This is a genomic window from Acidocella sp., from assembly GCF_035535915.1.
Lineage (GTDB): Bacteria > Pseudomonadota > Alphaproteobacteria > Acetobacterales > Acetobacteraceae > Acidocella.
This window is the reverse complement of sequence record NZ_DATLPB010000032.1, coordinates 1-13,899: the sequence shown is the minus strand read 5'-3', so window position 1 is coordinate 13,899 and position 13,899 is coordinate 1. Positions and strand designations below refer to the sequence as shown.

9 protein-coding genes are annotated in these 13,899 nt (G+C 65.1%); 3 read left to right on the top strand and 6 right to left on the bottom strand.

The window, feature by feature from the left end; translation table 11 throughout:
• Positions 1-181: 181 nt before the first annotated feature.
• Positions 182-1,759 (top strand): peptide chain release factor 3, encoded by a 1,578-nt coding sequence (locus VNC39_RS04545; RefSeq protein ID WP_325396624.1) that lies wholly within the window; start codon positions 182-184, stop codon positions 1,757-1,759.
• 148 nt (positions 1,760-1,907) lie between these two features.
• Here VNC39_RS04545 and VNC39_RS04540 read toward each other — a convergent pair whose 3' ends face one another.
• The 5 genes from VNC39_RS04540 to VNC39_RS04520 form a co-directional block, all read right to left on the bottom strand.
• Positions 1,908-5,447, bottom strand: a complete 3,540-nt coding sequence (locus tag VNC39_RS04540; RefSeq protein WP_325396622.1) for a translocation/assembly module TamB domain-containing protein — start codon at positions 5,445-5,447, stop codon at positions 1,908-1,910.
• On the bottom strand, positions 5,447-7,270 hold the full coding sequence (locus VNC39_RS04535; protein WP_325396620.1) for an autotransporter assembly complex protein TamA: 1,824 nt from the start codon (positions 7,268-7,270) through the stop codon (positions 5,447-5,449). Before VNC39_RS04535 ends, VNC39_RS04540 begins: the two co-directional genes overlap by 1 nt.
• Positions 7,271-7,479: 209 nt before the next feature.
• A complete protein-coding gene (locus tag VNC39_RS04530) occupies positions 7,480-8,451 on the bottom strand; it encodes an RluA family pseudouridine synthase (RefSeq protein WP_325396618.1) in 972 nt (323 codons plus the stop codon).
• A gap of 157 nt (positions 8,452-8,608) precedes the next feature.
• Positions 8,609-9,940: a replication-associated recombination protein A gene (locus tag VNC39_RS04525; RefSeq protein WP_325396616.1), complete on the bottom strand. Its 1,332-nt coding sequence runs from the start codon at positions 9,938-9,940 to the stop codon at positions 8,609-8,611.
• Between the two features lie 57 nt (positions 9,941-9,997).
• Positions 9,998-10,393 carry a DUF2177 family protein gene (locus VNC39_RS04520; RefSeq protein ID WP_325396626.1) on the bottom strand — a complete coding sequence of 132 codons (396 nt, stop codon included), beginning with the start codon at positions 10,391-10,393 and terminating at the stop codon, positions 9,998-10,000.
• 119 nt (positions 10,394-10,512) lie between these two features.
• Here VNC39_RS04520 and VNC39_RS04515 point away from each other — a divergent pair, with 119 nt between their 5' ends.
• A complete protein-coding gene (locus VNC39_RS04515) occupies positions 10,513-10,758 on the top strand; it encodes a hypothetical protein (protein WP_325396614.1) in 246 nt (81 codons plus the stop codon).
• Between the two features lie 141 nt (positions 10,759-10,899).
• Here VNC39_RS04515 and VNC39_RS04510 read toward each other — a convergent pair whose 3' ends face one another.
• Positions 10,900-11,664, bottom strand: a complete 765-nt coding sequence (locus VNC39_RS04510) for a ferredoxin--NADP reductase (protein ID WP_408840180.1) — start codon at positions 11,662-11,664, stop codon at positions 10,900-10,902.
• Between the two features lie 216 nt (positions 11,665-11,880).
• Here VNC39_RS04510 and VNC39_RS04505 point away from each other — a divergent pair, with 216 nt between their 5' ends.
• Positions 11,881-13,878 carry a hypothetical protein gene (locus VNC39_RS04505; RefSeq protein WP_325396610.1) on the top strand — a complete coding sequence of 666 codons (1,998 nt, stop codon included), beginning with the start codon at positions 11,881-11,883 and terminating at the stop codon, positions 13,876-13,878.
• Positions 13,879-13,899 lie beyond the last annotated feature (21 nt).

Below are 13,899 nucleotides of genomic sequence, written 5' to 3'. Positions count from 1 at the left end.
TGAGTAAGGCAAGGCAGGGAAAGGAAGCGCTTCTTTTTTGAAAAAAAGAAGCAAAAAACTTTTTTAAATCTGGGCCGTGCTGGTTTCAACGCCGCCGGCCCAGCGTAAACATAAGTTTTTGCGCCGCTTTTTCAAAAAGCGGCCACTTTCCTTGCTGCTCTCGTCGCGGTAGGGGACGGCGATGGATCAGAGCCTGCCCACGACCGACGCCGACGGTGCGACCGGAATCCCGCCGCGGCGCACTTTCGCCATCATCTCGCACCCGGACGCCGGCAAAACCACGCTGACGGAAAAGCTGCTGCTGTTCGGTGGCGCGATTCACGAGGCGGGCATGGTGAAGGCACGGCAGGACCGCCGCCAGACGCGCTCGGACTGGATGAAGATCGAGCGCCAGCGCGGCATTTCGGTCACGTCCTCGGTGATGACCTTCGAATTCGGCGGCGCGGTATTCAACCTGCTCGACACGCCGGGCCACGAGGATTTCTCCGAAGACACGTATCGCACGCTTACCGCGGTGGATTCCGCCGTGATGGTGATCGACGCCGCCAAGGGCATCGAGCTGCAGACCAAGAAACTGTTCGAGGTCTGCCGCCTGCGCAACATCCCGATCACCACCTTCATCAACAAGGTGGACCGCGAAGGCCAGAACGCCTTCGATCTGCTGGATGAAATCGCCAACACGCTGGCGCTGGACATCTGCCCCATGGTCTGGCCGGTCGGCATGGGCGGGCTGTTCCGCGGCTGTTTCGATATCCGCAACAACCGCCCGGTGTCAGCGGTGAAGCCCGGCGAAGACGGGCGCGGCGCGACCTTCGCCATTCCGCCGGATCAGCAGGCGCAGCTCGATGAGGATGTGGAGCTGGTGCGCGGCGTGTTTCCGGAATTCGACCAGCAATCCTATGCCGAAGGCCATCTGACGCCGGTGTATTTCGGTTCGGCGCTGAAGGATTATTCGGTGCGCGAGTTGTTGGAAGGGCTGGTCGCGCATGCGCCGCCGCCGCAGCCCCGCGCGGCCGACACAAGAATCGTGGAACCGAGCGAAACCCCGGTCTCCGGCTTCGTGTTCAAGGTGCAGGCCAACATGGACCCGCAGCACCGCGACCGCATCGCCTTCACCCGCATCTGCTCGGGCAAATTCACGCGCGGCATGAAGCTCGTGCATTCGCGGACCGGCAAGCCGATGGCCATCCAGTCGCCGATCTTCTTCTTCGCCCAGGACCGCTCGTTGGCCGAGGAGGCCTATCCGGGCGACATTATCGGCATCCCCAATCACGGCACGCTCAGAGTCGGCGACACGCTCACCGAGGGCGGCGAAAAAATCCGCTTTACCGGCATCCCCGATTTCGCGCCGGAAATCCTGCGCCGCGTGCGCCTGGCCGACCCGATGAAGGCCAAGCAGATGCGCAAGGCGCTGGAAGATCTGGCCGAGGAGGGCGTGACCCAGGTGTTCCGGCCGATGAACGGTTCGGAATGGATCATCGGCGTGGTCGGTGCGCTGCAGCTCGACGTGCTCTCCAGCCGCATCGTCGAGGAATACAACGTACCGGTGGCGTTCGAGCCGGCGCCGTTCGATACCGCGCGCTGGATTTTCTCGGAGGATGCCGCGCGGCTGAAATTCTTCATCGACGTGAACAAGAACGCGATGAGCGAGGACCGCGAGGGCGCGCCGGTCTACCTGGTGCGCAATAGCTGGGAACTGAACCGGATGAAGGAGAATTTTCCGGAGCTGACGTTCTCGGCGACGCGCGAGCGAAGGTAAGCCCAGGAAGAAAGCGCTACTTTTTGTGAACAAAAAGTAGCAAAAAAACTTTGTTTACTTTGGGCCGTGCCGGTTTCACCGCCCCTGGCCCAGTTTCAAAAAAGTTTTTGCGGCGCTTTTTTCAAAAAGCGCCTGCTTGCTTACTTCCTCAATAGTTAAACTGATACGTCAGCCCGATGCTGCTGGCATCGCCGGTTCCGGTGCTGGACGTGCCGGTCGAGCTGTTCAGTTTCAGCCCTTTATACAAATTGATCTGCACGCTGGCCTGGGTGCCCTGGCCGTTGGTGGCCTGGCTGGCGCCGACATAAACGCCCGGGGCGACATAGCGTCCGGCCTGTACCGAAGGCGGGCCGGAGCCGCTGCCGCCGAACGACAATTCGTCCAGGCCGAGCGCGCTGCGCACGCGGGCGAGCGGGTTCAGCCCGCTGCCGACGCCGGAGAGCTGCGCCAGGGCCGCCGCCAGCGAGGCGGCCTGGAAAGCGGAGAGGCCGGAGGTGCTCTCGCCGAACAGCAATTGCGCCAGGATCTCGTCGGACGGCAAAGGCGGTGTGCTGGTCAAGGTGATTTTCGGCTGCGCCGCCGTGCCGCCGATGATCAGGGAGGCGGTGTTGTTGGTCGTGGTCACCGTGGTGGCTTCAAGGTCGAGCGTTGGCATGAAGCCGGCGCCGTTGAACCCGATCTGCCCCTTGGAGAATTGCAGCGTCTTGCCGGCCAGGGAAAGATTGCCGCGGATCAGCTCGAATCCGCCTTCGGGATCTGGGCGGTCGGCGGTGCCACCGATATGCAGATGCCCGCCCAGCTCCGCGAACAGCCCATCGCCGCGAACGAAGATCCGGTTGGTCGCGCTGATGGTGAGGTCGAGCGCGACCGGCGGCGGTGGCGTCGGCGGGGGCGGGGGGGCCTGCCCGGGATAGATGATCGGCAGGTTGGCCACATTCGGCGGCAGCGACCGGGGAATGTTGATGTTCGCCTTGGTGATCCGCACGGTGCCGCCGAGTGCCATTTTGCCCCGCAACGCCCCGGCCAGATGCAGGTTGGCATCCAGCGTCTCGTCAATGATGTCGGACGAGATCGGGGTGGCGTCGGTGGCGATCACGGTGACGTCGAGCGGCATGTTGGGATTGCCGAGGTCCACCCGGCCGGAGCCGGAAATGCGCCCTTCGCCGGCGGTGGCGTTGAGGGAATCGAGGGTGATCAGGCGCCCGTTAGCCCCGATCCGCGCGCTGATGCGGGTGAGGTTGAGCCCGGAGGAAATATTCGTCACGGCGCCATTGGCAAGCGTGGCGGTCCCGCGGGCCTGCGGCGCGGCAGGCGTGCCGGTGACCATCATATCCACCGCCACCTCGCCGCGCACGACATTGCCGCGCGTGGCAAGGAACGGGTCGAGCACGCGCAGATCGGTGCGGCCGTTCAGCCGCAGATTGATCGCGCCGGTCCGGCTCAGAGGGACCAGCCCGCTGGCGGTCAGGCCGATCATCGGGCCGGCCGTCATATGCGCGTCGATCGTGGCGTTCTGGCTGGTGAAGTTGGCGCTGGCATTGATGTCGGCGGGTGGGAGCGCCGCTGCCTCGCCTTCATGCAGTTTAAGGCTCCGCGCGGCCAGCGTGAGCTTGCCGGAAGGCGCGTCGCGCGGCCCGGTGAGCGTGGCGGTGGCCGAGAGCAGGCCGGTGGCCTTGATGCCGGGCGCGAAGTAACGGGCGGTGTCGGCCGGCAGATTCTGCACGTCCACCGTCGCGGCCAGTTGCGGGGTCAGCCTGCCGTCCAGCGCGATGCGCCCGCCATTCAGACCCAGCGCCAGATGCCGCACGACGATGCCGGACTGCGTGGCGATGGAGGTCGGCCCGAGCAGCCGCGTGTTGATATCCCGCCAGGAGGCGCTGAGCGCGGTTACATTGGCGGAGCGGTCATCGAGGTCGAGCACGCCGGCGAGGGCCAGGCTCGCCGGCGCGGAAGCGAGGTTGGCGATGTTCGCCCGGGCCTTGACGTTCAGCGCCTTGGTGGGGCCAAGCGCGTGGATCGTGGTATCCACGGCGCCCAATTGCGGTGTCACCAGCAGGTTTTTTGCATCGAGGTCGAGCTTGAAAATCTGTCCTTGCAGGTGCGAAAAATCGCCGTTCACGCTGCCGCGCAGACGCACTGGCGAAAAGCTCTGGAAATCGGCCAGGTTGCCGAGCTTGAAATTGGCCGTGCCGGTCGGCAGGTAGGCGCCCGGCGCCAGGGTCAGATTGGCCGTCGCGTCCAGCGAGCGCCACAGCGCATTGTTGATCACGAGCGTCATGGTTCCGTCGGCCGCGCGGGCGAACGTGGCGGCCAGCAACAGCGGCGCGTTCAAGAGCGCGCCGCTGCCGGTGAGCGTGCCGCTGGGCAAATACGGCAGATGCTGGGCGTTGATGCCGATGCTGAACGGCCCGGAAGGCACGTTTTTTTCCACAAGATCGCCGGTGAGCAGCGCATTGACGGCGAAATCCCGCGGCGCGCCGACGATCGAGCCGTCTTCGGCGAGCTGGCCGGAAATGCCGGGCGCGAAATCGCTCACTTGCGGCAGACTGACATGTGTCTCGAGGTTAAAGCTGGAGGGTGCGATGCTGCCGGAGGCCGAGAGTCTGAAGGCCGCACCGGAGGCGTCGAACTGCTCGATGCCGAGACTCTGGTCCTGGAGATTGGCGCGGAGCGAGAAACGCCCGGCCGGACCGACATATTTGGCCGCGTCGAACGGGGCCTGGCTGAGCGCCACCGCGCCGTCGAGCGCCAATATGGTACCGCCATTCGGTTGTTGGGCCGCATGCAAATGCAGCGCCGCGTTGCCGGCGATCTGTTGCGCCGCGAAAGCGCCGAAGGGCGCCAGGGCCGGGATGTCGAGCACGAGATCGGCGCTGGGCGCGTTGGGGATCAGGCCCACCGTACCGTGACCGTTCAGCCGCGCCGCCCCCAGCGCCAGGGCGAAATTCAGCGCGGCATGGTCGCGCGGTCCCGCCATGGCGAGGTCGAGCGCGAGCGGGGTGTGAAGCTGCGGGGCGGCGAGCTGGCCGATCAGCCCGCCGCTGGGCTCGGCGACATGCAGCTTCATCTGTACCTGCTGCCCATCGAGCGTGGCCAGAACCCGGTAGTCCGCCCCTTGTGGCGTCGTCGCATTGAGGGTGGCGCTGCCCCGGCGGAGATTTTGCAGATCGAAATTCTGCAGTCGCGGCAGGCGCGCGGCCCCGGTGACGTCGAGCGTGACGGCCTGGCCGGCGATGGCGGGCCCCAGCGCCAGTTGCGGCACCGCGAGGCGATCCAGCCGGAGCGAGACGGGCGGAAATGTCCCGCTACCGCCGGAACCGGAGGGCGGGCCGGAGGCCGCCTGCTGCGGAAGGCGCGGAATCTCCAGCCTTGCGGCGGTCAGAGAGGTGACGTGCAGGTCGTGGTGCAGCAGCGCGGCCGGCTGCCAGCGGAGCTCCAGCTCTTCCCCGGTGAGCCATGTGCCCTGCGCGTCCGCCATGCGCAGCGACGCCAGTTTGAGATCCGCCGGGAAATGCCCGCCGAGGCCCGAAATTTCGATTTGCGGCCCCAACAGCCGATTGATTTGCGTCACCGCGAAATGCCGGCCGGCGCCGGTGTTGAGGCCGATAACGAGCCCGCCCATCGCCAGCACCGCCAGCAGGATGAGAAAGCCGCATAGGCGAAGCAAAATTTTCAGGGTGCGCAGCATCAGAATGCTTCCCCGAGACCGACATAGATCTGGAACCCAGCATCGCCGGCGACCCTGGTCATCGGTACCGCGAAATCGACGCGGATCGGGCCGATGCTGGTGTAATAGCGTCCGCCGAGACCGGCGCCGACGAACATGCGGCCGGTGAAAGGCGTGCTGCCGGTATTGACCTGCCCGGCATCGACGAACGGGACGATGCCAAAACTCTTGCCGATATGCTGGCGAAATTCAAGGCTGAAAGCATCGAGCGCGAGCCCGCCTTCCGGCGTGTCGTTGGGAAAGAGCGGGCCGACGGTCTGGTAGGCGTAGCCGCGCACCGTGCCGCTGCCGCCGGCATAGAAGCGCTGGTCCGCCGGGACCTGAAATTGCGAAGCACCCTGGATGGTGCCGACCTGGCCGCGCACTGCGATGATGCCGCGCCCCTTAGGCTCGACCGCCAGATAGGTGGAGGCCGAAGCATAGGCGATCAGGAAGGGCGCGGAGGCGGTGCCGGCGAGCGGTTCCGTGGGGGTGAGAGAGAGGCTGGCAATGACGCCGCGCGTCGGTTCCAGCACGCTGTCGGTGGTGTTGTAGGCCAAGATGGTGGGAAGCTGTGCGAGGACATAGGAGCGCGCGGTGCTGTTCTGGACAACGCGCTCGGTGACGAAGCGGGGGCCGGTGCTGAGCGTGATATGCGGGGTCAGCGGGCGGGAAACCTGCACGCCGGCGACAATGGCGGTGCGGTCGTAAGCGTTCAGCGATTCATCGAGCGCCTCGAGCGAGGCGGTGAGCGTCTGGCCGCGCATATAGTAATCGGGCTTCGCGAACACGGCTTTCAGATCATAGCCCGGCGCAACCGTGCCGGTGCCGCCCAGCCCGTTCGCCGCCGCGGTGAAAGTGAGGGTTTCGGCATGGCTGAACAGGTCGCGATTTTCCCAGGAGGCGCCGATCGTCATGCCCACGTCGGTGGCGTAGCTGCCGCTGAAGGTGACCGCGTGCAGCTTTTGCTGGGTGACACGGAACAAAATCGGCACCTGGCCGTCCGGCGCTAATTCGTCCTGGGGCAGCGGCGTGACCGCGGAAAAGACTCCGAGATTGAGCAGCGAGTCGCGCGCCGCGGTGATCGCCGTATCGCTGTAGGTCTGGCCTTCCTGCAACGCGATATGCCGGCGCAGGAACGCCTCGTTCGTGCGGGTGAGGCCGGAAAACCGGATCGGACCGATCTTCACCCGTGGCCCGGCCGTAACCTGGTAGGAGACGTCAAGACGGTGCGCCGCGGGCACGGCGACGGCCTGCGGCTCGCTGACCGATGCGAAGGCGTAACCTTCATTGTGCAGCGCCGTGCGCAGCGCCGGCGTGACGGCGAGAATCGGGGCGGCGAGCGCCTCCTGGCCGGGCTTGACCAGAGCCGGTGGCTTGAAGCCGGGCGGCAGGCCGGTGACGTCGACGCGGCCGAGACGGAACACCGCGCCCGGGTGCGCCGTGATCAGGATTTTGGCGCTCTCGCCCGCCGGGGCCTGCTGCAGATGATCGAACAAAGCCGGATCGCTGAGCGTCATGCCGTCGATGGTGACCGTGACGGTGCCGGCATCGTAGCCCAGGCTGTGCAGCACCACCGTGAATTGGTCGGTGTCGGCCTGGGCACGGCCGATCAGCGCGAACGGCGCGGCGGGAACGCCTTTCTGCAAAGAGGCGAGCGAGGAAGTCTGCTTCAGCAGCGTGTCGAGTTTGGCGTCGCCGCTGGGCTGGAACGTCACGGTGTAATGGACGGTTTCGGCGGCATAAGCGGCGGGACCCAGAATGACGCACAGCCCGGCAATCAGATATTTTTGGCACCGCCGCATGGTTCGTTCCTGCCATGCCCGCGCTGCATAGCCTAGGGGCGATCGGCTTACGAAGCGTTCACGAAGGCAGAGGAAGGGAGAATAAGGGCTTCTTTTTTGAAAAAAAGAAGTTTTCTGTAAGTTTGGCCCGTGCGGTTTCAACGCCACAGGCCCAGCGTAAACAAAAAGTTTTTGCGCCGCTTTTTACAAAAAGCGGCTGCTTTCTTCGCTTAACCGCGACGTTGCGGCTTCATAACATCAGGAATCGTGAAGCCGAGATAGATCAGGCCGTCACGCAGATGCTTCGGGGGAGGCGCTTCCACGGTGAGCGTGCCGCCCGCAGGATGCGGCACGCGCAGCCGGCGCGCGTGCAGATGCAATTGCGGCGCGAACCCTTCGGCGAAGGCGGCGCCATAGGCGGCGTCGCCGACGATCGGCGTGCCGAGCGCCAAGCAATGCGCGCGCAACTGGTGCATGCGCCCGGTGAGCGGGTTGAGTTCCGCCCAGGAAAATTTCCGGCCGGCGTAATCGAGGATGCGGTAATCGGTCTGCGCCTTCAGCGCCTCGGGATGTTTGCGCGGCGCCGGCTCGGAGCGCGAGGAGCCGCCCGTCTCGACGCGCAGCAGCGGCAGGTCGATGCGGCCTTCGAGCGCTTCCGGCACGCCCCAGAGCAGCGCCCAATAGGTCTTTTCCACGTCGCGGCCGCGGAACGCGACGGCGAGCTGGCGCGCCGCTTTTGTGCTGCGCGCCAGGAGCAGGATGCCCGACGTGTCGCGGTCGAGCCGGTGCACAAGCTTCGGCCGTTCCTCGGCGCCGAAGCGCAAGCCGTCCAGCATGCCGTCGAGATGCACGGAAATGCCGCTGCCGCCTTGCGTGGCCAGCCCGGCGGGCTTGTTCAGCACGATCACGTCCTCGTCGCGATACAGCACCATGGCTTCCAGATCGCGCTGCTGGCCGGGGTCGAGCGCCATCACATGCCGGGTTTTCGGCATCTCTTTCGGCGGCGTGATGCTCGGCATCACCACGATGTCCCCGGCGGCGAGGCGTGCGTTGGCCTCGACTTTCCCACCGTTCACGCGGATTTTGCCGGTCCGCAGCAGGCGCTGGATCGTGCCCTGGGTCAGGCCGTCCACCTGGCGGCGCAGAAACCGGTCGAGACGGGTATCGGCCTCGTTCGCCGTCACTTCGAATTGCTGAATCATGCGCTCTCTAAGCGCAAGCGAAGGGAAAGCGCTACTTTTTGTGAACAAAAAGTAGCAAAAAAACTTTGATTACTTTGGGCCCGTGCAGTTTCAACGCCACCGGCCCAGCGTAAACAAAAATTTTTGCGGCGCTTTTTTTAAAAAGCGGCCGCTTACTTTACTTTTCCTGAGCCCGGCGTTTTTCCCGCAGCGTGGCCCAATAATCCAGCCGCTTGATAATTTCGCGCTCATAGCCGCGTTCGTTCGGCTGGTAGAATTCCGGCCGGTTCTCTCCCGCGAGCTGTGCCGGGAGATATTCCTGGCCGGAGAACGCATCGGGCTGGTTGTGGTCGTATCGGTAGCCCGCGTGATAGCCAAGCTCTTTCATCAGCTTGGTCGGCGCATTCAGCACGTCCAAAGGTGGGGGCAGGTGGGATGTCTGCTGCGCCACGCCCATCGCCGCGTCGAACCCGAGATAGGAGGCGTTCGATTTGGGGGCGGTGGCGACATAATTGATCGCCTGCGCCATGAATAGCCGCGCCTCGGGCCAGCCGACGCGTTCATAGGCGTCCCACGCCATGATCACCTGCACCATGGCTTGCGGGTCGGCCATGCCGACATCCTCGGAGGCCGCGCAGACCAGGCGGCGGAATACCGTCTCCGGCGCCTCGCCGGCGACCATCATGCGCGCGGCGTAGTAGAGCGCCGCCTGCGGGTCCGAGCCGCGCAAGGATTTGTGAAACGCGGAGAGCAGGTCGTAATGGCCGTCGCCGGCTTTGTCGTGGGTCGCCATCCGCCGTTGCAGCAATTGCGCCATTCCGGCGGTATCGAGCGGTCCGGCGATCTCGGCCGAACAGAGTTGCTCGATCATGTTCAGCAAATAGCGCCCATCGCCGCCGGCGAGCGCCAGCAGCCCGGCCCGCGCCTCGGGCAGCAAAGGCAGCGCCTTGCCGAGTTCGGCTTCGGCGCGCTCGGCAAGGTGCTCCAGCGCCGCCTCGTCCAACGCCTTGAGGACAAAGACCCGGCACCGCGACAGCAACGCGCCGTTCAGCTCGAAAGACGGGTTTTCGGTGGTGGCGCCGATGAGGGTGATGGTGCCGTCTTCCACCACGGGGAGGAACGCATCCTGCTGCGAGCGGTTGAAGCGGTGGATTTCGTCGACGAACAAAAGCGTGCCTTTGCCCGTTTCGCTCCATTGCCGCGCGGTCTCGAAAACTTTGCGCAAATCCGCGACCCCGCTCTGGATGGCGGACAAGGTCTCGAAATGCCGATCCGTCGCTTGCGCGAGCAGCCGGGCGATCGTGGTTTTGCCGGTGCCCGGCGGGCCCCACAGCACCATCGACGAGAGGGACCGCGCCTCGACCATCCGTGCGATGGGGCCGCCGGGACCGAGCAGATGGTCCTGGCCCACCACCGAGCCAAGCGTTTGCGGGCGCAGCCGGTCAGCCAGCGGGCGGGGTGCGTGAAGGCTAAAAAGGCTTGGTGCGTCGCTTTTGGAGCGAGCGGCCATATGCGGGGTATCCTTGAGTTCGGAGGAATTGTGCTGAGCTTAACCTTGGCGCCCCCGTCAACCAACCCGCCCAAGCACGAACACCGTGACGATGGAGGAGGCACAGGTGGTGAGCGTGCCCCAGGCGATGTCAACGAGGCTGATCCAGGCCGGCCAGCTGCGCAGGCTTGCCATCGAGGCCAGGTTATACGTGGCGTAGGCGGTGAGGCCGAGGATCGCCCCGCGAGTAATCGCGTAATGCAGGCCCAGCCCGTTCAGGCTCGGCACAACGATCAGCGCGGTCACGCCCAGCGGATAGACCAGATAGAACAGCAACGCCGGCAGCATGCGCGGCCGTTCCGCCATCAAATGCCCCAGGGCCGGCCGATAGAGATGGTTGAGCGCGAAGCTCAGCCAGCCGGCATCGAGAAAGCCGAGGACGAGAAACACGGTGAGGTAGCCGCTCCAGAACATGGTCAAGCAAGGCTCCGTAATGAGTTTGCAATCGCAATATTACGTAGGGGCTTTCGCGCGCGGACCAAGCGGCGGACGCGCATGATTGATTTGCCCGGAGCGCGGCTTATATTCGCCCCATGGAAAAATCACACGGTCCGGTCATCGATATGACCCCCGACGGCGCGTTCATCGACCCGCCGAAACCTGCCCCTGCGTCGATCGGCACCATCATCGCCCGGCTCATCGCGTTCGGCGTGGCGCTGTGCATCGTCGCCGTCATGTTCTGGGCGGCTTTGTTCATCATCCCGGTGCTGCTGGTGCTCGGCGTGATCGGCTATTTCCTTGCCCGCGGGCAGATAAGGGCGTCCTTCCGCCGCTTCTGAGGAAGGAAGCGGCCGCTTTTTGAAAAAAGCGGCACCAAAAACTTTTTTTATGCTGGGCCTGAGGCTGTGTCAGCGCCAACGCCCATGACCCAGCATAACAAAGTTTTTTGCTACTTTTTGTTCACAAAAAGTAGCGCTTCCTTACTTCTCAACGAACGCCTTTTCGATCACGAAATGGCCCGGTTCGGAATGGTTGCCTTCCTGGAAGCCTGATTCCGTGAGGAATTTGTTGAGGTCCGACAGCATGGCCGGGCTGCCGCACAGCATCACGCGGTCGGTTTCGCGGTTCAGGCGGGGGAGCTGCAGATCGCCTTCCAGCTTGCCGGTCTCCAGCAGGGTGGTGATGCGGCCGGTGTTGCGGAACGCTTCGCGCGTGACGGTCGGGTAATAGAGCAGCTTGTCCTTCACCATCTCGCCGAAAAACTCGTCCTCGAACAGGCGGTTGACCACCAGTTCGCCGTAGCCGAGCTCGGGGATGGCGCGGCAGCCATGCACCAGCACCACGTGTTCGTAGCGCTCATACGTGTCCGGGTCTTTGATGATGCTGACGAACGGGGCGAGGCCGGTGCCGGTGCCCAGCATGTACAGCGTCTTGCCGGGGAGCAGATTGTCCTGGATCAGCGTGCCGGTGGGCTTGCTGCCGACCAGGATCTGGTCGCCGGGGGCGAGCTTTTGCAGCTTCGAGGTCAGCGGGCCGTCGGCCACCTTGATCGAGAAGAATTCGAGCTGATCTTCGTGATTGGCGTTGCACATGGAATAGGCACGCAGCAGCGGCCTGCCTTCGACCTGGAGCCCGATCATGGTGAACTGGCCGCTGATGAAGCGGAATCCGGGATTGCGGGTCGCGGTGAAGCTGAACAGGGTGTCGGTCCAGTGCCGGACGGTCTGCACCGTCTCGGTATACATCGTCGCCAAAAGTGTCGCTCCTTGGAATCGTATAGGGCTGATTAAATGAGCCCGCGACAAAAGTTAACCTCGCAAATGACAATTCAGCCAATCCGTGGCTGAACGGCAGGCGGGTATAAGCTCAAATGGGGGAGGGACGGGCGTCTCCGCAACCGATGCCAGTGGAATTTTCGGGCCGACTGGGGTAAGCGGCCTCACTCTTCGGACGGAGCCCGCATGACGAGTCCCACGCTGATCGGTGTCGAGCGGAAGCTGCACCTCGATGCCCTTTGTTCGCAACCGGAATTCGCCGCCTTTCGCGGGGTTTCCGTCAGCCTGCCCGAGATTGCCTATCAACGCCCGGCCTTGCTGGGCTTTTTTCTGCGCCATGCGCTGGAGGAAGCCTGGTTGCGCCGCCAGGGCGTGACCGAGTCCGTGGCCGAACTGGCGGCGGCCCGGGTGAGCGCGCAGTTCATCGAGGCCGAGGCCGAGGCGCTGAGCCCGGCCGACCGTGCCGCGCTCCCCGGCTGGGTGCCGGTGATGGCCGCCGAAATCGCCCCCGCTTCCGCCTCGATCGCGGCGCATTTTGCTGCCGGCAGCGCGGAAATCGCCCTGGTGCGCAGCGTCTGGGGCCTGCTCGGCACGGTTGAGGCGCTGATGGAGACCGGCGGAGACATCCGCCTGGCGCGCGATCCGCTTTCGGCGCTGAACGGCTATGGATGCAGCCACCGGCCGCGCCCCTGGGCGGTAACCTTTGCCTCTTCCACCGCCTCTTCCTCCTCCGAGCGTGGCTATGTGGCCGCTGATCGCGCCCGGCTGCGCACCACGCGGGCGCTGCTGAAGGGCGTCGACCGCCGGATCGCGGTGCGCAACGCGATCGAAGAGGTGCGGCGCGGCATTTTCCGCGCGTTTGGCCTGGAGGCCGGGACGCGAATCGTCTTCGCCGCCTCCGGCACCGATACCGAGCTGCTGGCCCTGGCGCTTTCGCATCTGGCGGAAAGCGACCGGCCGGTCCTGAACATTCTCATCGCCCCGGAGGAGACCGGGCGTGGCGTGCCGATGGCCGCGCGCGGGCTGCATTTCGCAGTCGATACCGCGCTCGGCCATGACGTGACCTTCCAGGCGCCGATCACCGGGTTCCGGGACGATACGCAACTGGTGAACATTGCCTTGCGCGGCCCGACCGGTGCGTTGCGGCCGGCGCCGGACATCGAGGCGGATATCGCGGCGGCGATGGCGCAAGGCATTGAAGCCGGGCAGCGCGTGATTCTGCACGGGCTCGACCTGTCGAAAACCGGCCTGCTCGCCCCACGCCCCGCTTTCCTGGCGGAGATGCGCGCGAAATACGGGCAGAGTTTCGATATCGTGCTCGATGCCTGCCAGGCGCGGCTCTCCCCGGCCTCAATCCAGCGTTATCTCGCCTTGGATTCGGTCGTGCTGATCACCGGGTCCAAGTTTTTCACCGGCCCCCCCTTCGCCGGGGCGGCGCTGCTGCCGGCGTGGGTGGCCGCACGGTTGCAGCGTGCGCTGCTGCCGGACGGGCTGGACGCTTATTTCGGCCGTGACGAATTCCCCACCGACTGCCCGGCCGCCCTGCATCTGCCGCCGGTCGGCAATTACGGCCTGGCGCTGCGCTGGCAGGCGGCGCTGGCGGAAATCCGCGCATTGCTGCGCGTGGCCCCGGCGCGGCGCGGCGAGATTCTGCGCGGCTTCGGGCAGACCGTGCGCGCCGCCATCGCCCGGCATGAAGCCCTCACATTGCTGGAGGCGCCCGGCATCAGCCGGTTCGACGGCGCGGAGGATTGGGAACTTCTGCCCAGCATTTTCACCTTCTCGCTGCGCGCGCCGCATGCGCCCGCCCGCTGCCTCACCCCGGCGGAGGCGCGCAGCGTGTATCTTTGGCTGAATACCGACCTTTCGGCAGTGCTACCCGAAGCCGGCGCCCTGGCGGCGCGCATCTGCCATATCGGCCAGCCTGTGCCGCTGCCGCAGCCGGGTGGGGAAGGGATGCAAGGGGCGCTGCGCGTCTCGGCCGGGGCGCGGCTGATCTCCGGCGAGCCTTCGCACCGGGAATTGCGCGCCCAGGCCCGGCTCAACCGCGAATTTTCCGATCTGGCGCTGGTCTTCGCCAAGATCGACCTGATTCTGCGGCATTGGACCGTGCTGGCGGAAGCAAATCCGGCGCCGCGCTACCGGCCGGCGCCGGCGGGGAGAAAGGAAGTGGCCGCTTTTTGAAAAAAGCGGCGCAAAAACTTT